Source organism: Streptomyces sp. NPDC002446, from assembly GCF_053595675.1.
The window spans coordinates 86,281-107,236 of record NZ_JBSFYC010000012.1 but is presented as its reverse complement, the minus strand read 5'-3'; the positions used below and the strand labels follow the sequence as shown (position 1 = coordinate 107,236).

Sequence of the window (20,956 nt, the reverse complement as noted above, 5' to 3'; positions counted from 1 at the left end):
ACGGAACCGCCGACAGCGCGGAAAGCGTTATGCAGCGCATGGGGAGAACGGCTGGACAGACGGGTGGCGAGGGCGACGGCGCAGGCGGCGCGTCCGGCGTCACACGGCGGCGGGCGCTGTGGCTCGCGGGCGGCGGGACGGTGGCCGCCGGGGCCGTGGCGCTGGCCGCGCGCGACGAGCTGCGGCACTGGTGGTGGCAGCTGCCGTGGAACGACACACCGCGCAAGCCGGGCGAGGTCGACTACCGGGGCGCGCGGTGGGTGGCGGCGTCCTCGTGGAACTACCGGCTGGCCGACCGGCCCTCGGACTACGACGTCGACCGGGTGGTCATCCACGTCGTGCAGGGCAGCTTCGCGACCGCGCTGAAGGTGTTCCGCAACCCGCTGCACGAGGCCGCCGCCCACTACGTCGTCCGCAAGGACGGGCAGGTCGCCCAGGCGGTGCGCGAGCTGGACGTGGCGTTCCACGCGGGGAACCGGGGCTACAACGAGCGGAGCATCGGGATCGAGCACGAGGGGTTCGTGGACCGCCCGGAGTCGTTCACGGCCGCCATGTACGCGTCGTCGGCCCGGCTGACCGCGGGGATCTGCCGCCGGTACGGGTTCCCCGCCGACCGGGAGCACATCGTGGGGCATGTGGAGGTGCCGGGGACGGACCACACCGACCCGGGGCCGCACTGGGACTGGAGCCGCTATCTGGAGCTGGTCCGCGCGGAACTGCGCAAGCCGGAACGCCCGCCCCGCCCGGCGAGCACGCCCGGCTGACCCATCGGAGAGGCCCTAGCTCAGGCCCGCGCTGCGCGCCCGCTCCACCACCGGGCCGATCGCCTGGGCCAGGGCCGCCACGTCCTCCGCGGTCGAGGTGTGCCCCAGCGAGAAGCGCAGGGTGCCCCGGGCGAGGTCCGGTGACATGCCCGTCGCCAGCAGGACATGGCTGGGCTGGGCCACACCGGCGGTGCAGGCCGAGCCCGTGGAGCAGGCGATGCCCTGGGCGTCCAGGAGGAGGAGCAGGGAGTCGCCCTCGCACCCGGGGAAGGAGAAGTGGGCGTTGGCCGGGAGGCGGCCGGCGGGGTCCGGGTCGCCGCCGAGGACGGCGTCCGGGGCGGCGGCGCGGACGGCCTTGATCAGGTCGTCGCGGAGTGCGCCGATGTCGCGGGCGAAGTCCTCGCGGTGCGCGGCGGCGTACCGGCCGGCGGCGGCGAAGGCGGCGATGGCGGGGGTGTCGAGGGTGCCGGAGCGCACCTGCCGCTCCTGGCCGCCGCCGTGCAGCACCGGCACCGGGGCGTACTCACGGCCCAGCAGCAGGGCGCCGACGCCGTACGGGCCGCCGATCTTGTGGCCGGATACCGTCATCGCGGCGAGCCCGGAGGCGGCGAAGTCGACCTCCAGCTGGCCGAACGCCTGCACCGCGTCGGCGTGCAGCGGGACCCCGAACTCCCTGGCCGCCTCGGCGAGTTCACGGACCGGCTGGATGGTGCCGATCTCGTTGTTGGCCCACATGACGGTGGCCAGCGCGACATCGGCGGGGTTGCGGGCGATGGCCTCGCGCAGCGCGTCGGCGTGCACCCGCCCGTAGGTGTCGACCGGCAGCCACTCGACCCGGGCGCCCTCCTGCTCGGCGAGCCACTCCACGGCGTCCAGGACGGCGTGGTGCTCCACGGGGCTGGCGAGCACACGGGTGCGGGCCGGGTCGGCCGCCCTGCGCGACCAGTACAGGCCCTTGACCGCGAGGTTGTCGGCCTCGGTGCCGCCCGACGTGAAGACGATCTCGCTGGGGCGCGCGCCGAGCGAGTCGGCGAGGGATTCCCGCGCCTCCTCGACGGTGCGCCGGGCCCGCCGGCCGTCGGCGTGCAGCGAGGACGCATTGCCGGTGACGGTCAGCTGGGCGGTCATCGCCTGCACCGCCTCCGGGAGCATCGGGGTGGTGGCGGCGTGGTCGAGGTAAACCATGGTGCGCACGATTCTACGAGCTGGCGCGGCGGGCCCCGGGGGCGCATGCGCAGCGCGCGGGAGCGCCGTACGCCGGGGCGCTTCGACCGTCCGGAAGGCTCGACAGCCCCTGTAAGGAGTCACTAGCCTGACACTCATGACAGAGTGGCTTCTGGACCGCACCTTCCGCACCTCGGCGGGCGACGACGTGCGCTGGGCCGTCCTCGGTGCGGGCGACGCCGCGGCGCCGCCCGTCGTCCTGCTGCACGGGACGCCGTTCTCGTCGTACATCTGGCGGGGCCTCGCCCGCGCCCTCGCCGCGCGGCACCGGGTGTTCGTCTGGGACATGCCGGGCTACGGCGCCTCCGGGAAGCGGGCCGGGCAGGACGTCTCGCTCGGCGCGCAGGCGCGTGTGTTCGGGGAGCTGCTGGCGCACTGGGAGCTGGCCGGCGAACGGTCCCGGCCGGCCGTCGTCGCGCATGACTTCGGCGGTTGTGTCGCGCTGCGGGCGCATCTGCTGCACGGCGCGCGGTACGAACGGCTGGCGCTGGTCGACCCGGTGGCGCTGGCCCCCTGGGGCTCGCCCACGTACCGGCTGCTGGGCGGCCACCCCGACGTCTTCGGGCAGCTGCCGGCCGCGCTCCACCGGGCGCTGGTCCGCGAGTACCTCTCCTCCGCGAGCCATCCGGGCCTGCATCCGGCCGTCCTCGACCGGCTGGCCGAGCCCTGGTGCACGGACGAGGGGCAGCCGGCGTTCTACCGGCAGATCCAGCAGAACGACCAGCGCTTCACCGACGAGATCCAGGGGCGTTACGGCGAGATCGAGCTGCCGACGCTGATCTGGTGGGGCGCGCAGGACACCTGGATCCCGGTGGCGAAGGGGCATGAGCTGGCCTCCCGTATTCCCGGCGCGCAGCTGCGCGTCATCGAGGGCGCGGGGCATCTCGTCCCGGAGGACGCGCCCGCGGAACTCGCCGCGGCCGTGGCGGGGTTTCTGCGACCGTAGCGGGGCCCTAGCTAGGGGTGGGCGAACGGATTCCGTAGGGGATGCCGGGCGCGCCCTAAGGCGTAAGGCGCCGGGCCAGTTCCATGAGCCGATTGGTGAGGTCGTGGACCGTGGCGGCCGCGTCGAGGGTGTCGCGGTCGGGGGGCGGCTTGGGCAGGGCCTCGCGGGAGGTCACCGCCTCCAGGGAAGCGCACAAGGGCGTGAATCCGGTGCACGGGGGGCGGCCCGTGCGGGCGAAGTCGGCGGTGTGGGCGGCGAGTTCGGCCTCCAGGGCGGCGAGGGTGGCCAGGGCCGGCTCGCTGGGCGCGGTCTTCGTCCTGAGCCGGTCGCGCAGCAGGCCGACGGCCGCCGTCAGGTCGCGCAGGACCGTGCCGGTGGTCGCGGTGTCCGCGGTGCGCGACGCCCGCGGTCTGCGCGGACCGCCGGCCGAGGGGGCCGGCGTGTCCCGTAGCAGCGCCCGCACGCCCTCGGCCTCCGGGGCGCCGAACGCCTCGTAGACGCCGAGCGCGTCGCGCCAGTGCGCCTGGCCGCCCTGCTTGCGGCCAAGCGCGGTCTCGGCGTGCCCCAGCGCGGTCAGCGCGTCGGCGCGCCACCGCTCGCCGCCGGGCACCAGCAGCCGCTTCGCCGCGTCCTGACCTGCGGACGCCGCCTCGTTGGGCCGGATCAGCGCGACCATCTCCTGGGCCATCCGGCAGCGGACGCGGCCCGCCCACAGACGCTGCCCGTCGTCCTCGAAGAGCGGCAGCGCCTCGAACAGCGTGCGGAGCGCCTCGGTGTGCCGGCCGGCCGACGACAGCGCCTCGGACAGCGCGTACAGGCCGTGTGCCAGGCGCGGGGAGCGGCCGCCGTCGCGGCGGTGGATGTCCACGCTGCGCTCGGCGAACAGGAGGGCGTCCCCGCTGTTGCCGACCGCCGCCCACAGCCGCGCCAGGGCGGCGAGCGCGACGGCCTCGCCCGCCTCGTCCTTGCGGTCGCGGCAGTGCACACAGGCCGTGGTGAGATACCGCCCCGCTTCGTCGTGCCGCCCCTGGTGGAGGGCGATGACACCGCGGAGGTACGGGGCACGGGCGCGGGTCAGGGCATCGCCGGAGCGGTCCGCCAGCTGGTCCGCGCGCCGCGCCGCGGGCTCGGCCTCGGTGATCTTGCCCAGGGCGAGGTAGGCCTCGGCGAGCGCGACCCGCGCCCGGCCCTCCGCCTGGCCGTCGCCCTTCGCGGCCGCCCGCTCGGCCACGGTGCGCGCGGCCGTCTCGAACGCGGCGGAGCCCGCCCCGCAGTCCGCCGTCGCCTGGGCCAGCAGGAGCAGGTCGGCGGCGGGCCGCAGGAGGGCCGGGGCGCGGAGCGCCGCCTGGCGGACGAGCGCGAGGAGGTGGGGCACCTCGTCGGCCCAGGCGGCCAGCTCCTCGGCGGCATCCTTCGGCTCGGGCAGGGACGGGGAGGAGACGCGGCCGAGGCGGCTCAGCCACCGCTCGCCCGGATACCGGGACTCGTGCAGCCGGCGGCCCATGGCCAGATACAGCTCCAGCAGCCGGGAGAGCGCCTTGTCGCGCCGGTCCCGGGGCAGTTCGCGATCGGCGATGCCCTCGGCGAAGGCCCGCAGTCCGCCCAGGTGGCGGTAGTGGCCGCGGGCCGTCCGCTCCACCGCGCCGATCGTCTGCAGCGCATACAGATGCGTACGGGCCCGCTTCGGTGTCGTGGCCAGCAGCGCGGAGACGGCCGGGAGCGACAGCGCGGCGCTCTCGGGAACGGCCAGGAGGCAGAAGGCGCGCATGGCGTCCGGGTCGAGCTGGGCGTCGAGCCACCGCAGCAGCAGGTGCTCGGGCAGCGCGGCGTGCGCCTCGGTCGCCGGCAGCCTGGTCAGCGCGAGGTCGCCGGTGAGCCCGTCGAGTTGCGGGCGGCTCCGGCCGGTGAGCAGTACGGCGCCGGCCCAGCTGCCCGGTTCCCCCAGCAGGCCGGCGAGCTCCTCCTCGTCGTCGCAGACGCCGTCCAGGACCAGCAGAACCCGCCGCCGGCCCAGCACCGCGCGGCAGTGCGCCCACCGCTCGGGGCCGGCCTCCCGCATGTCGACGAAGAGCAGCCCGTCGGGGAAGTCCCCGGCGACCTCGTGCGCGACCCGCAGCGCCAGCGCCGTCTTCCCCGCCCCGGGCGGCCCGTGCACGGCCCAGCAGGGCTTCTCGGCGCCGGTGTCCCGCAGCGCCGCCGCCAGCTCGGCGATCTCCCGCGTACGGCCGAAGAAGTGCTCGGGGACGGGCGGCAGGGCCGCGGAGCCGTCCTCGGCCAGGGGCCGGTAGCGGCCGGCCAGGAGGTCGGCGCGCCAGCGTGCCAGGCGCTCGCGGGGCGCCTCGGCGATCTCCTCCGGGAGGCCGGAGAGCGGCTCCCCGTCCCACAACGCCAGGGCGGCGTCGCCCAGTTGGCGCGCCTCGGCCGGGTCTGCGGCGTTGCGGGCGTGCGCCACCAGCCGCTCGGCCAGGTGTAGGTCGAGGGCGAAGTCGGGCGCACCGCCGTCGGGGCGGCGCAGCCCGTAGCCGTCGTCCGCGTCACCGGCCACCAGGTCCCAGGCGAGCGCCCGGCCCAGCCGGGTGGCGTGGTCGTCCAGCAGCCCGCGGGCCGCCAGCGGCGGCGCAACGCCCCAGATGTCGGCGATCAGTTCGTCCGCCGTGGCCGTGTGGCCGGGCCGGAGCAGCAGACAGGCCAGCAGCGCCCGCGCCCCCCGGCTGTCCAGGGAGACCTCCGTCTCCTCCCGCCAGGCACGCACCGGGCCGAGCACCGTGAAGCGCAGCGGCGACGCCGGCGGCTCGGGCGCCGGCCGGGGCCGCGGCCCGCCGGTGCCGGCCGCCGGCTGCTCCGGCACCACGCCGCCCATCCGTTCCAGCACCGGACTGGCGAGTACGGCGAACGCCCGGGCCGACGCCTGCAGCCGCAGCTCGCCCTCCTCGTCGCCCATCAGGACCGGGAAGTCCGGCAGCCGTCCCAGATAGGGCTCCAGGGAACGGCCGACCGCCTCGACGACCTCCACGGCCTGTTCGGTGCCGAGCCCGCTGAACAGCAGCTCCCGTACGCCGGGGCGGAAGTCGTAGACGGGCTGGGGCGGTCGGCCCGCCGGCGGTGCGCCCAGGGCGCGGTCCAGGGTCCTGGCGGCGGCCGTGTCGCGTAGCTGGTCGGTGCGCTCCAGCAGGCCGCCGAGCAGGATCTCCGCGACGTGTGTGGGCCCGGCGTCGCGCATCGTGGCGGCGCGGACCAGCTGCATCAGCGGGGTGGTCAGCGGACGGACCGCGGAGAGGCGGACGGCGAGGCGGTAGGCCTGGGGCGAGAACGCGCCGCGGAAGTGGGCCAGCAGCTCCTCGGCGGTGCCGTGCGGTTCGGGCGGCGCGCCGGCCGGCGCCGCCTCGTCCAGCAGCGCCGTTTCGAGCAGATGCGGCACTCCGGGGCGGGTGAGGAGCCCGGCCCACTGCTCCAGCGCGGAGGCGGTCGGGTGCAGGACGGGCAGCGCGAGCCGGCCGTGCGCCTCCGGGTCGGGCTCGCCGCTGAGCGGATCGCAGACGGTCAGCCGCCCGACGGGGTCGAACTCGCCGGGCGCGGCGAGGAGTCGGGACCGGGCGTCCAGGGCCGTGCCGCGCCACAGCCGGCGGGGCAGCGGGTTGAGGACGGCCACCGGGCCGCCGCGGCTCCATGCGGACAGGGCGCGGACGGCCCGCGGGCCGCGCCATCCGGGGTTCGTCCCGTCGGTGAGGAGGAAGGTCACCGCCGCGCCCGCGGCCTGCCGGCCCAGCAGGGGGCCGCCGGGGTCGCCGGGGTCGACGGGGTGGACCTGGACGGAGCGGAAGGCCGTACTCCGGGTGAGCAGTGCGCGGAGTTCGGCGGCGAGCGAGCCCCACACCTGCATGGACGGCGAGCAGTCCACCAGCAGCACGGCCGACCAGCGCCGTTCCTGCTCCGGGCGGGCGACGACATCGAGGAAGCCGGTCTCGGCGGCGAGGCGGACGGTGGCCTCGATGTCGGTGACGGTGCGGTGCGGGTGGTCGCGGGAGCGGCGCAGCGGGCGCAGCGCACGGCCCAGCTGCTGGGCGTCGGACAGTGCGCGCTGCCCGGGGACCCGCGCGGGGCGCGCGCGGTCCGCCCCCGGGGCGCCGCCCTGGCTCCCCATGGCGTACAGCGCGCGGCGGGGCGGCCCTGCGGGGGCCGGGGGCCCGGCGGGCTCATGGCGGTCGACGGGGTCGGCCTGCTCGGCGAGGTCGCCGGGGCCGGTCTGGTGGGCGGAGGCGTGCGGGCCGGTGGAATCGTGCGGGCCGGTGGGGTCCGCGGACTCCGGGTGCGCGGCGGTCCCGGCGGCCTCCGCGTGATCGGCGGGGACGGCGGGCGCGGAGCCGTCCGCGCCCAGGGGCCCGGGCGCGGCGCACTCCTCCTCCCCCGGTGTCCCCCGCCCGCCCGGCTCCTCCGTCTTGCGGGATGCCTCCGCGCCCCCCTCCATCGCCCGCGCCAGCCACAGCACATCGAGGAGTTCGGTGGCTCCCAGGTCGAATCCGGCGGCGGACATCGCCTGTCTGAGTCGGTCGATCATGGCGACATGGGCTCGTCGAGGCGGTGCAGAACGGCGGCGAGGAGCTCTTCCCTGGTGAGGTCGGCGCCGCTGATGCGCAGATGGACGGCGGCCAGCAGCTGGTCGGTGGCCAGGGTCTGGGTCTTGGCGCGCTGGTGGAAGACCTCGATGAGGTCCTCGGCCGCGGCGAGGGCCCGCTCCCCGAGGTTGTGCTCGATGATCTTCCGCAGCCGGTCGCCGGTCGGCTCCGGGAGGTCCAGCCGTACGCAGCGGCGCATGAACGCGGGCGGGAAGTCCCGTTCGCCGTTGCTGGTCATGATGACGATCGGGAAGTGGGTGCAGCGCACCACGCCGCGCCGGACCGTGACCCGCTCGCGGCTTCCGCTCAGCAGGACCTGGACCTCCTGCTGGTGCTCGGGCAGCCGGGCCAGCTCCGGGATCTCGAACTCGCCCTCCTCCAGGACGACCAGCAGGTCGTTGGGCAGGTCGATATCGGCCTTGTCGAGCTCGTCGACGAGCAGTACCCGGGGGCGGTCGGCGGCCAGCGCGCTGCCCAGCGGGCCCAGGCGCAGGTACTGGCCGATGTCGCCGGCCGCCGCGGCGCGCCGGGCCCTGGGGCGGCGGCCGGAGCCGCGGGGCGCCTCGCGCTCGCGGCGCAGCGAGGCCTCGCGCAGCCGGCCCACGGCGTCGTAGCGGTAGAGGGCGTCCTGGAGCGTGGAGCGGCTGTTGACCGACCAGCGCAGTACGTCACCGAGGCCCAGCTCGTCGGCGACGGCGCGGGCCAGTGAGCTCTTGCCGGCGCCGGGGCGGCCGGTGACCAGCAGCGGGCGGTGCAGATGCAGGGCGGCGTTGACGACGGAGATCTCGTTGCGCTCCAGGAGGTAGGGCGCGGGGGCCGCCGTGCCGCGGGTGGCCGGAAAGCGACGCCAGGGCGGCGGGGCGGGCAGTTCGGAGGGGCCGCGGAAGACCCACCAGTCCTCCGGCTCCGGCTCCAGGCCGTCGGGGGCGCCTGCTGCGCTCTGTCCGGTCACCGCGCGTTCTCCTCGTTCATGGCGTGCGTCCGCACACGGGCGTTCATGGCTGTGTCAACACCCAGGCGTCGGGGGCGAGTTGCGGGGGCCGGTGGTCCGGCGCGTCGTACAGCAGGGACAGCCGGCGGCCGTGGTGGGTGACGCTCTCGGGCTCGGCCATGGCCTTGGCCCGCTCCAGGCGCACCACTTCGGGGACCTCGGTGTGGTCGGCGCCCTCCACCAGGGCCAGCAGGTCCTGGGCGATGTGTGCGCCGTGTTCGGCGCGGTGCCACAGCACGGTGTGCACACCGGCCTGGACGCACTGGCGCAGCAGCGTGCCGTGGTGGTGCGGTTCGCAGCACACGATCACCGTGCCGGCGTCGCGGTGCACCTCCAGCTGGGCGCGGGCGACCTTGCGGTCGGTGTGCCGGTGGTCGAGGACCAGGCGCTTGGCGTGCGGCAGGGCCGCGGTGCGCTGTTTCCAGCCGGCGTAGCTCTCCCGGGAGCGCTCGGTGGTGCGCACCACCACCCGGCGGGTGATGCCCGGTGCGAACGGCCCGTCCTCGTCGCTGTCGGGCGACTCCCAGGAGTCGACGTCGAGTCCGAGCCAGGCGGGCGGCAGGAAGTACTCCACCAGGGCGGTCTCCGGGTCCTCCCGCACCTCGGTGCGCAGCACCCGGCGGATGTCGTCGACCACCTGCTCGCTGCCCGCCTCCGCGTCCCGGACCAGCGCGAGGCGGTGCGCCTGGCCGTCGGCGAAGGTCCAGATCTGATATGTGAAGCGGCGCCCTGTGGGGGTGGGCAGCAGCTCCACCTGGACGCGCGGGGCGACGGCGCACGGGCGCGCGCCGGGGGCCGGCGGGGCGGCGGCAAGGCCGCGCGGCGGCGCCGAGGCGGCCTCGACGTCGGCACGGAACTGGCTGATCGCGGCCTCGTCCACCCCCGACCGGGCGGCCACCCGCTCGACCCAGGCGTCCAGGTCCTCGGCCGGGTACACCTCTCCGGCGGCGCGCTCCTCGACGCTGATCCGCACCACCCCTTGCAGCAGCGGCGGCACCGGCGCGCCGGTCGTGGAGCTGAAGCCCTCCAGTGCGTCCATGGCGTCGGCGAGGCCCGCGACGGCGGGGAGTTCGGGGGCGTGCGGCAGTACGCGTTCGAGCAGGGCGCGGGGGTCCGTACGCGTGCAGTGCGCCAGCAGGCCGGACAGGTCACGGCGCTGATGGGTGGTCAGGTACTCGCCGGGGCGGACCGTGTGGGCGGCGCGGCGCAGCCGTTCCCAGTCCTCGCGGGCGCCGTAGGGGCCGGTTCGGGCATGCGGGTCGTACGGGCCGGCCGGCGCGGATGGTTCGTAGTCCCTGACCAGGTCGAGGAGTTCGGGGATGCCGCGGCGGACGCCGACCGCGAGGCCGACGAGCCGTTCGAGGTCGGCCGCCTGGCCCGCCGAGGGTCTGCCGAGCCGGGCGGCGAGCCGCTGTTCGCAGGCCAGGACCGCCTCGCGGCCTTTCAGCACCCGCTCCAGGGCGGTGAGCAGCTGCTGTACGCCGCGGCGGGCGGTGGGCACCGCCGAGGGCGGGAGCGCGGGGAGTTCGGCCTCGATGGCGGGGACGCTGATGGCGTACATCGTCGCCGGCGGTGTGCCGGGGGCCGGTGTGCCGGGGGCGCGGTGCACGGCGGCGACCAGGCCGACGACGGCCTGCCGCTCGCGGTCCCACAGCGGCCCGCCGCTGAAGCCCTCGGTGACCTCGGCGCCGCCGAGCACGTCCAGCGCGATCCAGGGCGGCGCCGAGACCCGGGGCACCGCGCGGACCGTGGGCAGCGGATTGCCGCTGGCCCATAACGCGATGGTCTCGCCCGCGTAGTTGTGCTGCAGGAACGGCGCCGGCTCGGCTCCCGGCGGCGGGGCGTCCGTCAGCTCCAGTACGGCGAGATCGCCGTGGTAGGGCAGCTGGCCGGGCCGGACGGGGTCGTTGCCGAAGGCCCTGGCCCGCGGGGGCACCCACATCTCCCGCACCACCCGGGCCGAGAGGTCGGTGGCCGCGGCGACATGCGGGAGCCGGAGGGTGACCGTGTCGCCCGGTCCGGGGGTGTGCTGGGTGAAACGGTCCCTGCCCAGTGCGCTGTTGACGACATGGGCACAGGTCAGGACGAGCCGCTCGGCGACCAGTACGCCCGCGCCGACGGCCCGCTCGCCGTCCCGTACGGAGGCGAAGGACAGCTGGAGCGGGAGGTCCGGACCTGCGCCCGCGATCACGGTGCCGCCCCGCCCGGTTCCCCCGTGTCCTGGGTGAGGTTCCAGGTGGCGGAGACCTTGAAGCTCGCCTCGCCGTTGCCGGAGAACACGCCCAGGCGCAGATCGGATCCGAGGGTGACGCCGAACTCCACGGTGACCTCGTCCGGGCGGTGCGCACCGCTGGAGATCGAGCGGTGGATCTGGCCGAGGACGCCGCCGAGCGGACGCAGGGCCTCCTCCAGGACCTGTCCGCCACGGGTCAGCGCACGGCCCATCCGGCCGTCCACGCTGACCGGCTGGGCGGAGCCGAACGCGTCGGGAAGCTCCAGTCCGCCGTCAGCGCCGTCCTCGGCGGTGTGCGCGGAGCGGCCCTCGCCCGACGGGGCGCCGGCAGCCGGCTCTTCGGCCCGCAGCCATACGACGGTCCCGTCGTCCATCTTCAGTGCCACGTCCCCCATGTCGATCAGTCTGACATGGGGCACAGGGCCCACGCGCGCACTTTTGCGTCACTCTCCGCCCTTCCATACCGGTGGCCACCTGCGAAAAGAGGCCTCCACAGGGGCCGGCACGGCAGGTTCCGGCCAGGCGTGCCGCCCTATGCCGAAAGCAGGACCCTGGCCAACTGGCGTGATTGCGCCACCAGTCGGTCCTCGGTGTCCCAGACCTCCGCGTCCTCCTCCAGGAAGCCGCCCGCCAGATTGCGGGTGGTGATGGCGACCCGCAGCGGGCCGGGGGCGGGACGGCGGCGGATGTGGGTGGTCAGTTCGACGGTGGGGACCCAGCCGGACAGGCCCATGTCGAAGGCGGTGGGCGGCAGCGCGTCGACGGTCAGCAGGAGCGAGAGCGGGTCGGGCTCCCGGCCGTCGGCGAGACCGAACCAGGCGCGCATCTCGCCCTTGCCGGACGGCGTCCCGACGGCCCAGCCCGCGGTCGCCGGGTCCAGCCGGAGCGCGAGGCGGTCGGCGATGGCGGTGCTGCCGGGGATGGCGGGGCGCTCGCCGGGGGCGCTGTCGGCGCCCAGGCAGTGCTCGTACGGCGGGATGGCGGGCGGCTTGGCGGTCGTGCGCACGTCGTCGGGCAGCGCGCCGAGGTCGCCGTACGAGGCCAGCACCCGCAGCCGCTCGACCTCGCTGCCGTCGTCGGCGAACTGCACCAGGCTGGCGGTGCCGGTCGACATCGTGCGGCCGGCCCGGACCACCTCGGTACGGATCACGGCGGGGCCCGGGACCGAGGCGGTGAGGTAGTGCGCGGTGACCGACATCGGGTCGGGGTGCGGCAGGGCGTCGCCCAGTGCCCGGCCCATGAGGGCGAGCAGATAGCCGCCGTTGACCGCCTGGATGATCGTCCAGCCTGCGGAGAGGTGCGCGTCGTAGACGCCGGGCGCGCGCCGGGTCACCGCGGTGTCGCGGTCGAACTCGCTGTTACCGATGGTCGCCATTGCCATGGCGGCACGCTACACCGAATAGTTACCGACCGGTAGTGTCAGTTTTAACGATCGTGAACGACCGGGAGCGGAGGCGTCCCTTCCGGGCTGCGATGATGAGCGCCATGCTGCATGTGCTCTACCTGGTCGGCGTCTCCGCCTTCGCCGCGAGCGGGGTGCTGGCCGCCTACCGCGCCAACATGGACCCCTTCGGCGGCCTGGTGCTCGCCTTCGCCGCCTCCATCTCCGGCGGGACGCTGCGCGATCTCATCCTCAACCGGCAGCCGCTGTACTGGACGCACGACTGGGTACTGCTGACCGTGATCATCTCGGTCGGCGTCGGCACCATGGTCTATCTGCGGTTCTGGTCGCTGCCCCGCAAGGCGCTGCTGGTCGTGGACGCCATCGGGCTCGCCGTCGTCACGGTCATCGGCGCCCGCGCCGCCATACAGGCGGGCGCCACCCCGCTCGCCGTGATCATCCTGGCCGTGCTGACCGGGGTCGCCGGCGAGGTCATCCGCGATGTGCTGTGCGGGGAGTTCCCCCCGCTGCTGCTGCGCGAGGACGTGTACGCGATCGCCGCGCTGGCCGGCGGCTGCTGCTATCTGCTCCTGCACCACCTCGGCACGGGCGCCACCCCCGCCGCGGCGATCTCGGCGGGGGTGGTCTTCGCCCTCCGGATGGGCGCGGTCTACCTGGGGCTGCACCTGCCGCGGCCGCAGCAACTGCGGCCGCGGCAGGGCCCCAAGGACACCGACTGACCCGGCCGGGGAACGCCTACAACGCCTACTTCCCGGGCAGCGCCGGCTTGCGGGCCGTGTACAGCCAGGCGTCGAAGAGATCGTCCAGCTGCTGGCCCGAGATCTTCTCGGCCAGCTTGATGAACTGCGAGATCTCCGCGTTGCCGTAGCGGTGCTGACGCGTCCAGGTGGGCAGCAGGTTGAAGAACGCCTTGTCGCCGATGCGCTCGCGCAGCGCCTGCAGCGTCATCGCGCCCCGCTGGTAGACGGCGCGGTCGAACATCGTGTCCCGCTGCGGATCGCCGACCTTGATCTTCCAGAACGGGTCGTCGGCGGGGCGGGAGGCGTAGGCCTTGCGGAAGGCGTCATGGGCGCTGGTGCGGCCCTTGTGCTCCTCCCACAGCCACTGGCTGTACGTGGCGAAGCCCTCGTTCAGCCAGATGTTGGGCCAGGTCTTCACCGACACCGAGTCGCCGAACCACTGGTGCGCCAGCTCGTGGACGATGGTCGTCTCGTCGCGGACGGCCGAGTAGACCGGCTTGGACTGCACCTCCAGCGAGAAGCCGGCCTGCGGCATGTCGTCGACGATGGCGCCGGTCTCCTCGAAGGGGTACGGGCCGAACACCTTCGACCAGTAGTCGGTGGCCTCGGCGGTGATGCCGTAGACGTCGACCTTGCCGGTGGGCAGCGTGGGGTCGGTGGCGACGTAGATGGGGATGCCGCCGGGGGTGGTGCCGGTGCGCACGTCGAACTTCCCGATGGTGGCCGTGGCGAGGTACGTCGCCATCGGCTTGGTCTCGCGCCAGTGGGAGTACGAGCGGTCCCCCTTGACGTGCGAGGAGACCAGACGGCCGTTGGAGACGCCGGTCAGCCCCTTGGGGGCGTCGATGCGGATGTCGTAGGTGGCCTTGTCGCCGGGGTGGTCGCTGGAGGGGAACCACGTCGAGGCGGCGTTCGGCTGGCAGGCGACGAAGACGCCGTCCTTGGTCTTCATCCAGCCGTAGTCGGAGCCGAACAGGATGGGACCGCCGAGCGGCTTCGGTATGCCGCCGTAGGTCACCGTCACGGTGAACCGCTCGCCCTTGCGCAGACGGGCCGCGGGGGTGACGGTGATCTCGTCCCCGGACCTGGTGAAGGCGGCCTTCCGCCCGTTCACCTTGACCGCCTCGACCGTGAGCTTGTGCAGGTCGAGATCGAAGGTGCGCAGACTCTCGGTGGCCTTGGCCTTGAGGGTGGTACGGCCGTCCAGGAGGCCGCTCTCGGGGTCGTAGCTGACGCCGAGGTCGTAGTGCAGGGCGTCGTAGCCGCCGTTGCCCAGCTTGGGGAAGTACGGGTCGCCGACCCCGGGAGCGCCGGGCGTTGCGCCGGGCGCGGCCGCGGACACACCGGACGCGGTGGCGAGGGTGGCGGCCGAGGCGACCGCGATGGCGAGGGCGATCAGGCGGGGGGTGCGACGCACGGAACGGGAGAGTGCCACGAGCCGTCCTTTCGAACACGCGAATGAATGATCAATCGCGCCAACTCTGCACTCTCCCGCCCTGTTTCGCCCGGGATTTTCCCAAGTCCTCAGGTGTTAATGATCACTTGAGGGCCTTACCGGCCGCGGCCGGCTCGGCCGGGGCGTTCTCCGGATGGTGGCAGGCCACCTGGTGCCCGGTCCGCAGCGCGACGAGCGGCGGTTCGGTGGTGGCGCACACCTCGGTCGCCTTCCAGCAGCGGGTACGGAACCGGCAGCCGGAGGGCGGGTTGATCGGCGAGGGCACATCGCCCTTGAGCAGGATCCGGTCGCGCTGGGTGCGCCGCTTGGGGTCGGGCACCGGCACGGCGGACAGCAGCGCCTTGGTGTACGGGTGCATCGGCTGCTCGTACAGGCCCTTGCGGTCGGCCAGCTCCACGATCTTGCCCAGGTACATCACCGCGATCCGGTCCGAGACGTGCCGGATGACCGAGAGGTCGTGGGCGATGATGACGTACGTCAGGCCCAGCTCCTCCTGGAGGTCGTCCATGAGGTTGACGACCTGGGCCTGGATGGACACGTCCAGCGCGGAGACCGGCTCGTCGGCGACCACCAGCTTCGGCTTGAGCGCCAGCGCACGGGCGATGCCGATGCGCTGCCGCTGACCGCCGGAGAACTCGTGCGGATAGCGGTTGTAGTGCTCCGGGCTCAGGCCCACCAGCTCCAGCAGCCGCTGCACCTCCTTCTTCACCCCGCCCTCGGGCTCGACGCCCTGGAGGCGGAAGGGGGTGGAGACGATCCCGCCGATGGTGTGCCGGGGGTTCAGCGAGCCGTACGGATCCTGGAAGATCATCTGGACGTCGCGGCGCATCGGCCGGAGCTTCCCGGCCGACAGATGGGTGATGTCCGTGCCCTGGAACTCGATGGAGCCGCCGGTCGGCTCGTCGAGCCGGGTGATCAGCCGTCCCATCGTCGACTTGCCGCAGCCGGACTCGCCGACCACGCCGAGCGTCTCGCCGGGCCGGACGTCGAAGTCGATGCCGTCGACCGCCTGCACCGCCCCGACCTGCCGCTTGAGCAGGCCCTTGGTGATCGGGAAGTGCCGTACCAGACCGCGGACCTTGAGCAGCGGCTCGGCGTCGGAGGCGGACCGGGCGGCGGGCTCCTTGGCGCTCTGGGCCGCCGCCGGCTCCTTCTGGAGCGGGATCTTCTTGTTCTGGTCGTCAGTCGTCTCGGTCACAGCTTCGGCGCAATCTCTTCGGTCCAGATACGCTCGCGCTCCTCAGGCGCCATGTGGCACGCGGAGAAGTGCCCTCCCCCGCCGGCTACGCCCCCATTGGCGGGGGTGCCCCCACTGCCGGCCTCGCGCAGCTCGGGGCGGACCGTACGGGTGAGGTTGTCCTTGGGCACATCCGCGTACGGGCAGCGGGGGTTGAAGGCACAGCCGGACGGGACGTTGATCAGGCTGGGCGGGGAGCCCTTGACCGGGATCAGCCGCTCGGTCTGGTCGCGGTCGATGCGCGGCATGGAGCCGAGCAGGCCCCAGGTGTAGGGGTGCTGCGGCTGGTAGAAGACCTTCTCGGCCGGACCGCGCTCGACGCACCGCCCGCCGTACATCACCAGCAGGTCGTCGGCGAGCTCGGCGACCACCCCGAGGTCGTGGGTGATGATGATGACCGCCGAGCCGAACTCCTTCTGCAGATCGCGGATCAGGTCCAGGATCTGCGCCTGGACGGTGACGTCCAGCGCGGTGGTCGGCTCGTCCGCGATCAGCAGCTCGGGGTTGTTGACCAGCGCCATCGCGATCATGGCGCGCTGGCGCATACCGCCGGAGAACTGGTGCGGATGGTCGTCCACCCGCTTGTCGGGCTGCGGGATGCCGACCCGGTCGAGCATCTCGATGGCCCGCTTGCGCGCGGTCTTCTTGTCGACGTCGTTGTGGACGCGGTAGGCCTCCATGATCTGGTTGCCGACCGAGTAGAACGGGTGCAGCGCGGACAGCGGGTCCTGGAAGATCATCGCCATCTCGCGGCCCCGCAGCCGGCGCACCTCGTCCGGGTCGGCGGAGACCAGCTCCTTGCCGTCCAGCCAGATCTCGCCGGACATCCGCACCCGGCTGCGCTGCTGGCGCGAGGCCCGGTGCAGGCCCATCACGGCGAGCGAGGTCACGGACTTGCCGGAGCCGGACTCGCCGACGATGCCGAGCGTCTTGCCCTTCTCCAGGCTGAAGGTCAGCCCGTCGACGGACTTCACCAGGCCGTCGTCGGTGGGGAAGTGGACCTTGAGGTCCCGCACCTGGAGGAAGGCCTCGGTCCGCGGGGCCGCCTCGGTGGGCGCCGCGGCGGACCCGGCCGCCGCGGCCTTCGTCTTGTCCTCGGAGGAGTCGGTCACGAGAGCCTCACCCGCGGGTCGACGGCGGCGTACAGAACGTCCACCACCAGATTGCAAATGACGATGAAGAACGCGGCGAGCAGGGTGACGCCGAGAATGTTCGGCAGGTCGTTGGCGGTGATCGACTGGACCGCGAAGGCGCCGACTCCCTGGAGCGAGAAGACCTGTTCGGTGATGAGCGCACCGCCGAGCAGCAGGCCCAGGTCCATGCCGAAGACCGTGATGATCGGGGTGAGCGCGGCGCGCAGGCCGTGCCGTACGACCACCTTGCGCTCGCGCAGGCCCTTGGCGCGGGCCGTACGGATGAAGTCCTCGCTCAGCGTCTCCAGCATGCCCGCCCGGGTGAGCCGGGCGTAGAGCGCGGAGTAGAGGAAGGCCAGGGTGACCCAGGGCAGGACCAGGGTCCGGGCCCACAGGAACGGATCCTCCAGCAGCGGTACGTAGTCGCTGCGTTCGAAGATCGGCCACTGGTAGGTGAACAGGGCCAGCGCCAGGGCGCCGGTGAAGAACATCGGGAGGGAGACACCGGCCAGCGCGACGCCCATCGCCATCCGGTCGAAGACCGAGCCGGGGCGCAGCGCGGAGAGCACGCCGGTGGCGACACCGGAGACGACCCACAGCACGGCCGCGCCGGCGGCCAGCGAGAGGGTCACCGGGAGCCGGGACTGGATCTCCGGCCAGACCTCGATGTGCGTCTTGAAGGAGTAACCGAAGCACGGCACGTTGCACTTGGCCGCTTCCGGACCGAACTTGTAGTCGACGCCGACGAAGATGCCCTTCAGGAAGTCCCAGTACTGCTCGTACACGGGCTTGTCCAGGCCGAGGTTCTTCTTCACCGCGGCGATGTCCGCGGGCGTGGGGGCCTTTCCGATGTACTGCTGGGCAAGCTGGTCGGTGGTCTGCCCGGCCAGTTTCGGCAGCAGGAAGAAGATGCCGAAAGTGACCGCGCTGACGATCAGCAGCAGGATCACTGCGCTGATCAACCTGCGGATGATGTACGAGAACACGGGGATGCGGCGTCGGCGCCGCGGACCGGCCCAGACCGGCCCGCGGACACCAATGCCTTCACCTGCCTTCCAGGGCTGCTACTTCTTGACGCCGATGTTGAGGTAGTCGTACTGACCGCTGAAGGCCGAGGTGGACACCATGTTGGTGGCCTTGGGCGAGCGGTACATCAGGACCTTGAAGTAGGTGAGCGGGACCAGCGCCGCCTGCTCCATCGTCTTCTTGTCGATCTCGGCGTACGCCTTCTCGCGGGCCGCCTTGTCGGTGTTGGCGATGGCGGTCTCGAGCAGCTTGTTGATCTCCGGGTCGTCCAGCTCCGACAGGTTGGTGTTGCCGGACTTGCTGATCGCCTTGCCGTTGAGGATCTGCTGGAGGTAGCCGTAGCCGGTCGGGAAGTCCGAGCCCCACTGCATCATGATCAGGCCGACGTTGTTCTTCTTGTTGAACTCCGGCACACCGGCGTAGTCCGAGAAGTACTTGCTGGTCGGGTACGACTGGATCTTGGCCGTGACGCCGATCTTCTTCAGCGACTCGATGACCGAGGTGGCCGCGTCGACCTCGTCCTGGCGGTCGTTGCGGGCCAGGATCGTGGTGGTGACCTTGCCGGCGCCGCACTTGTCCCAGTGCTTCTTGGCCTCGGTCAGGTCCAGCTTGTCGCCGTTGTACTTCTGCGGGTACAGGTCGTACTTCTGGTAGCCGTCGATGTCGGTCGGCAGGACCGTGGACGCCAGCTCACCGCGGATCGGGCCGCCGAGCGAGGTCTGCACGGCCTTCTTGTCGATCGCGTACTCGATGGCCTTGCGGCACTCCAGCTTGTCGAACGGCTTCATCGTGGTGTTGATCGCCGTGTAGACCAGGCGCTGACCGAGCGCGTTGTCGGTGTTGGCCTTCTCCTTGGGGTCCGTCAGGAGCTGGGCCTGGGTCTGGCCGTCGACACCGCGGCCGGCCAGGTCGACCAGGGTGTTGCCGGACTGGAGGTCCTTGTCGATGGTCGACTGGGCGACCTTCAGCTTCAGGACGATCTTCTCGGGCAGCTGCTTGCGCAGCGGGTCGGTCTTCGCGGACCACTGCGGGTTGCGGACGAGGGTGAGCTGCTTGCCCTCCTGGTAGCTCTCGAACTTGTACGAGCCGGTGGACAGCACGGACTTGGTGTAGTCCGCGCCCTTGTCCTTGGCCTGCGGGACCGGAGCCGTCTGCGGGGCGCTGACCAGGTAGTCGAACTCGGCGAACGGCTTCTTCAGGTGGAAGACGACCGTGTGGTCGTCAGGGGTCTCGATGGACTTGAGCCCCTCTTTGCTCTTGTCCTTGTAGGGACCCTTGTAGCCGCCCTCGTTGTCCTTGAGGAACTGCTGGAAGTAGTTGGGGCCCAGCGAGAGGGTGTCGCGCGCGAAGTTGGAGCGCTCGACCGCGTACTTGACGTCCTGCGCGGTGACCGCGGAGCCGTCCTCGTACTTCACGCCCTTGCGGATCTTGTACGTCCAGGTCCTGCCGCCGTCACTGGGCTTGCCCATCGACTCGGCGAGGTCCGGGACCAGCTCGTTGCCCTTGGTGCCGGGGCCCGGCTTGAAGGTGGTCAGCGGGCGGGCGTAGAGCCGGCTGAAGTTGTAGATGAAGGCGTAGTACGTGTTGCCCGGGTCGAACGACTCGGGGGCGTCGCTGATCGCGTAGTTGACCGTGCCGCCCTTCGCGTCCGAGGCGTTGACGATGCCCTTGGTGGCGGCGTTCGCCTCGGACGAGCCGTCCGCGGAGCCCTTGCCCCCGCTGCAGCCGGCCAGCAAAAGGCCCGCACTGGTGATGGCCGCTATCGCCGCGACCGGAACTGACCTTCGCATGTTGGTCCGTGTCCCCTTCGTTCGTCGAGAAACGTCAAACGTCAAAACTTCATACGCGGTTGAGACTTGCGGGCGCCGGTGGCGGCGGGGCCGTCAGCGGCTGCGCGGGTCCAGCGCGTCCCTCAGGCCGTCACCGAGCAGGTTGAACGCGAGCACGGTGACGAAGATCGCGAGGCCGGGGACGATCATGTACTGGGGGTCGACCTCGTAGTACTTGACCGCCTGGTTGAGCATGCCGCCCCAGGACGCCTGGGGCGGCTGGATGCCGACGCCCAGGAAGCTCAGCGCCGCCTCGAAGAGGATGTTGGAGGGGATCAGCAGCGTCGAGTAGACGATGACCGGACCCACCAGGTTGGGCAGCAGCTCCCGGAAGAGGATGAACGGTCCGCGCGCGCCCATGCCGCGGGCCGCGTCCACGAATTCACGTTCGCGCAGCGACAGGGTCTGGGCGCGCACGATCCGCCCCATGTAGGGCCAGTTGAAGAAGCCGATCACGAAGATCAGCACCGAGATGTGCAGCGGCAGGCCCTCCAGGCCGAAGGCGCCGCCCTGCAGCGAGGCCGAGATCGCGATGGCGAACAGCAGCAGCGGGAAGGCCAGGAAGACGTCCATCATGCGGCTGATGAAGGCGTCCACCCGTCCGCGGTAGAAGCCGGCGATCACACCGAGGACGGTGCCGATGGCGACCGACAGCAGCGTCGCGCCGAACGCCACGATCAGCGACACCCAGGAGCCCTCCAGGATCCGGGCGAGCAGATCGCGGCCGAACTTCGGGTCCACGCCGAGCGGGTGGTCCCCGCTCATCCCGCCGAAGTCCCCCTTGGGCAGCGTGGTGTTGGGGTCGATCAGCGCCTGGTTGGGGGTGTTGGGGTCCAGGCCGAGCAGGGCCTGGAGGGGGCGGGAGAGCGCGGCGACGACGACGAGCAGGATGACAACGATGGCACCCGCCACCGCGACCTTGTCCCGCCTGAAGCGCAGCCATGCGATCTGACCGAGCGAGCGCCCTTCGATGCGCTTGCCCTCCACGCCTTTCAGCACCGCTTCCGGCTGCGCCTCGGCAGCCGCCCCGGTGGTCTCGATCGGTGCGGTCACGGTGCGTTTGACCCCTCTCGGCCGACGGTGGCCGGCCCCTGCCCGCCGCGGTAGCGGCCTGATTCACATCACTGGTGCATGTCCGTGCAAGTCCTGCGGGCATCGCGGAAGTTCACAGTGCGGAAGTCGGAGATTCACGCGACGCCGTACGGGATGACGCTCGATGGCGCTCGTACAAAGGACCGAGCACCTCGTTGTTTCCGGAGTCTTCATCCCCTTCGCGATCAGTCACCAGCCCTGACGGGGAAAGGATGCGCAACTGTGATGTGCTCCACGGCTTTCCGTTATACGGACAGGAGTTCGGCCTGA

General features: G+C 72.6%; 15 protein-coding genes. 3 read left to right on the top strand and 12 right to left on the bottom strand.

Annotated elements, in window-relative coordinates; all coding sequences use genetic code 11:
* The first annotated feature begins 29 nt into the window (after positions 1–29).
* On the top strand, positions 30–764 hold the full coding sequence (locus ACWD6P_RS10090; protein WP_451443563.1) for an N-acetylmuramoyl-L-alanine amidase: 735 nt from the start codon (positions 30–32) through the stop codon (positions 762–764).
* Positions 765–779: 15 nt separating this feature from the next.
* On the opposite strand, the gene ACWD6P_RS10085 is transcribed toward ACWD6P_RS10090, so the two are convergent.
* Positions 780–1,949: a cysteine desulfurase family protein gene (locus ACWD6P_RS10085; RefSeq protein ID WP_451443592.1), complete on the bottom strand. Its 1,170-nt coding sequence runs from the start codon at positions 1,947–1,949 to the stop codon at positions 780–782.
* A 136-nt stretch (positions 1,950–2,085) separates the two neighbouring features.
* On the opposite strand from ACWD6P_RS10085, the gene ACWD6P_RS10080 reads away from it, so the two are divergent.
* Positions 2,086–2,934 carry an alpha/beta fold hydrolase gene (locus ACWD6P_RS10080; protein ID WP_451443562.1) on the top strand — a complete coding sequence of 283 codons (849 nt, stop codon included), beginning with the start codon at positions 2,086–2,088 and terminating at the stop codon, positions 2,932–2,934.
* Between the two features lie 55 nt (positions 2,935–2,989).
* Here the strand turns inward: ACWD6P_RS10080 and ACWD6P_RS10075 are convergent, their stop codons facing one another.
* The 5 genes from ACWD6P_RS10075 to ACWD6P_RS10055 form a co-directional block, all read right to left on the bottom strand.
* Positions 2,990–7,489 (bottom strand): SAV_2336 N-terminal domain-related protein, encoded by a 4,500-nt coding sequence (locus ACWD6P_RS10075; protein ID WP_451443561.1) that lies wholly within the window; start codon positions 7,487–7,489, stop codon positions 2,990–2,992.
* Positions 7,486–8,499, bottom strand: a complete 1,014-nt coding sequence (locus tag ACWD6P_RS10070; RefSeq protein WP_451443560.1) for an AAA family ATPase — start codon at positions 8,497–8,499, stop codon at positions 7,486–7,488. Before ACWD6P_RS10070 ends, ACWD6P_RS10075 begins: the two co-directional genes overlap by 4 nt.
* Before the next feature lie 43 nt (positions 8,500–8,542).
* Positions 8,543–10,729, bottom strand: coding sequence for a VMAP-C domain-containing protein (locus ACWD6P_RS10065; protein ID WP_451443559.1), 2,187 nt, complete (start codon positions 10,727–10,729; stop codon positions 8,543–8,545).
* The gene (locus tag ACWD6P_RS10060; RefSeq protein WP_451443558.1) at positions 10,726–11,166 is read right to left on the bottom strand and encodes a CU044_2847 family protein; all 441 of its coding nucleotides are present in this window, start codon (positions 11,164–11,166) and stop codon (positions 10,726–10,728) included. Before ACWD6P_RS10060 ends, ACWD6P_RS10065 begins: the two co-directional genes overlap by 4 nt.
* A 137-nt stretch (positions 11,167–11,303) precedes the next feature.
* On the bottom strand, positions 11,304–12,152 hold the full coding sequence (locus ACWD6P_RS10055) for a thioesterase family protein (RefSeq protein WP_451443557.1): 849 nt from the start codon (positions 12,150–12,152) through the stop codon (positions 11,304–11,306).
* 104 nt (positions 12,153–12,256) lie between these two features.
* Between ACWD6P_RS10055 and ACWD6P_RS10050 the strand changes: the two genes are divergently transcribed.
* Positions 12,257–12,892 (top strand): trimeric intracellular cation channel family protein, encoded by a 636-nt coding sequence (locus ACWD6P_RS10050; RefSeq protein WP_451443556.1) that lies wholly within the window; start codon positions 12,257–12,259, stop codon positions 12,890–12,892.
* Positions 12,893–12,917: 25 nt separating this feature from the next.
* Here the strand turns inward: ACWD6P_RS10050 and ACWD6P_RS10045 are convergent, their stop codons facing one another.
* The 6 genes from ACWD6P_RS10045 to ACWD6P_RS10020 form a co-directional block, all read right to left on the bottom strand.
* Positions 12,918–14,348, bottom strand: a complete 1,431-nt coding sequence (locus ACWD6P_RS10045) for a M1 family metallopeptidase (protein ID WP_451443555.1) — start codon at positions 14,346–14,348, stop codon at positions 12,918–12,920.
* A 103-nt stretch (positions 14,349–14,451) separates the two neighbouring features.
* Positions 14,452–15,567 (bottom strand): ABC transporter ATP-binding protein, encoded by a 1,116-nt coding sequence (locus tag ACWD6P_RS10040; RefSeq protein ID WP_451443554.1) that lies wholly within the window; start codon positions 15,565–15,567, stop codon positions 14,452–14,454.
* Positions 15,564–16,718, bottom strand: coding sequence for an ABC transporter ATP-binding protein (locus ACWD6P_RS10035; RefSeq protein WP_451443553.1), 1,155 nt, complete (start codon positions 16,716–16,718; stop codon positions 15,564–15,566). The genes ACWD6P_RS10040 and ACWD6P_RS10035 overlap by 4 nt, the downstream gene beginning before the upstream one ends.
* Positions 16,715–17,725, bottom strand: a complete 1,011-nt coding sequence (locus tag ACWD6P_RS10030; RefSeq protein WP_451443552.1) for an ABC transporter permease — start codon at positions 17,723–17,725, stop codon at positions 16,715–16,717. Before ACWD6P_RS10030 ends, ACWD6P_RS10035 begins: the two co-directional genes overlap by 4 nt.
* Before the next feature lie 78 nt (positions 17,726–17,803).
* Complete coding sequence (locus ACWD6P_RS10025) at positions 17,804–19,555, bottom strand: ABC transporter substrate-binding protein (RefSeq protein ID WP_451443551.1); 1,752 nt, start codon at positions 19,553–19,555, stop codon at positions 17,804–17,806.
* A gap of 93 nt (positions 19,556–19,648) precedes the next feature.
* Positions 19,649–20,647: an ABC transporter permease gene (locus ACWD6P_RS10020; protein WP_451443550.1), complete on the bottom strand. Its 999-nt coding sequence runs from the start codon at positions 20,645–20,647 to the stop codon at positions 19,649–19,651.
* Between the last annotated feature and the right edge of the window lie 309 nt (positions 20,648–20,956).

What these genes read in the sequence shown, in the direction of transcription:
- ACWD6P_RS10090 (WP_451443563.1), top strand. Translation starts at nt 30, where the DNA reads ATGCAGCGCATGGGGAGAACGGCTGGACAGACGGGTGGCGAGGGCGAC.
- ACWD6P_RS10085 (WP_451443592.1), bottom strand. Translation starts at nt 1,949, where the DNA reads ATGGTTTACCTCGACCACGCCGCCACCACCCCGATGCTCCCGGAGGCG.
- ACWD6P_RS10080 (WP_451443562.1), top strand. Translation starts at nt 2,086, where the DNA reads ATGACAGAGTGGCTTCTGGACCGCACCTTCCGCACCTCGGCGGGCGAC.
- ACWD6P_RS10075 (WP_451443561.1), bottom strand. Translation starts at nt 7,489, where the DNA reads ATGATCGACCGACTCAGACAGGCGATGTCCGCCGCCGGATTCGACCTG.
- ACWD6P_RS10060 (WP_451443558.1), bottom strand. Translation starts at nt 11,166, where the DNA reads ATGGGGGACGTGGCACTGAAGATGGACGACGGGACCGTCGTATGGCTG.
- ACWD6P_RS10055 (WP_451443557.1), bottom strand. Translation starts at nt 12,152, where the DNA reads ATGGCAATGGCGACCATCGGTAACAGCGAGTTCGACCGCGACACCGCG.
- ACWD6P_RS10050 (WP_451443556.1), top strand. Translation starts at nt 12,257, where the DNA reads ATGCTGCATGTGCTCTACCTGGTCGGCGTCTCCGCCTTCGCCGCGAGC.
- ACWD6P_RS10025 (WP_451443551.1), bottom strand. Translation starts at nt 19,555, where the DNA reads ATGCGAAGGTCAGTTCCGGTCGCGGCGATAGCGGCCATCACCAGTGCG.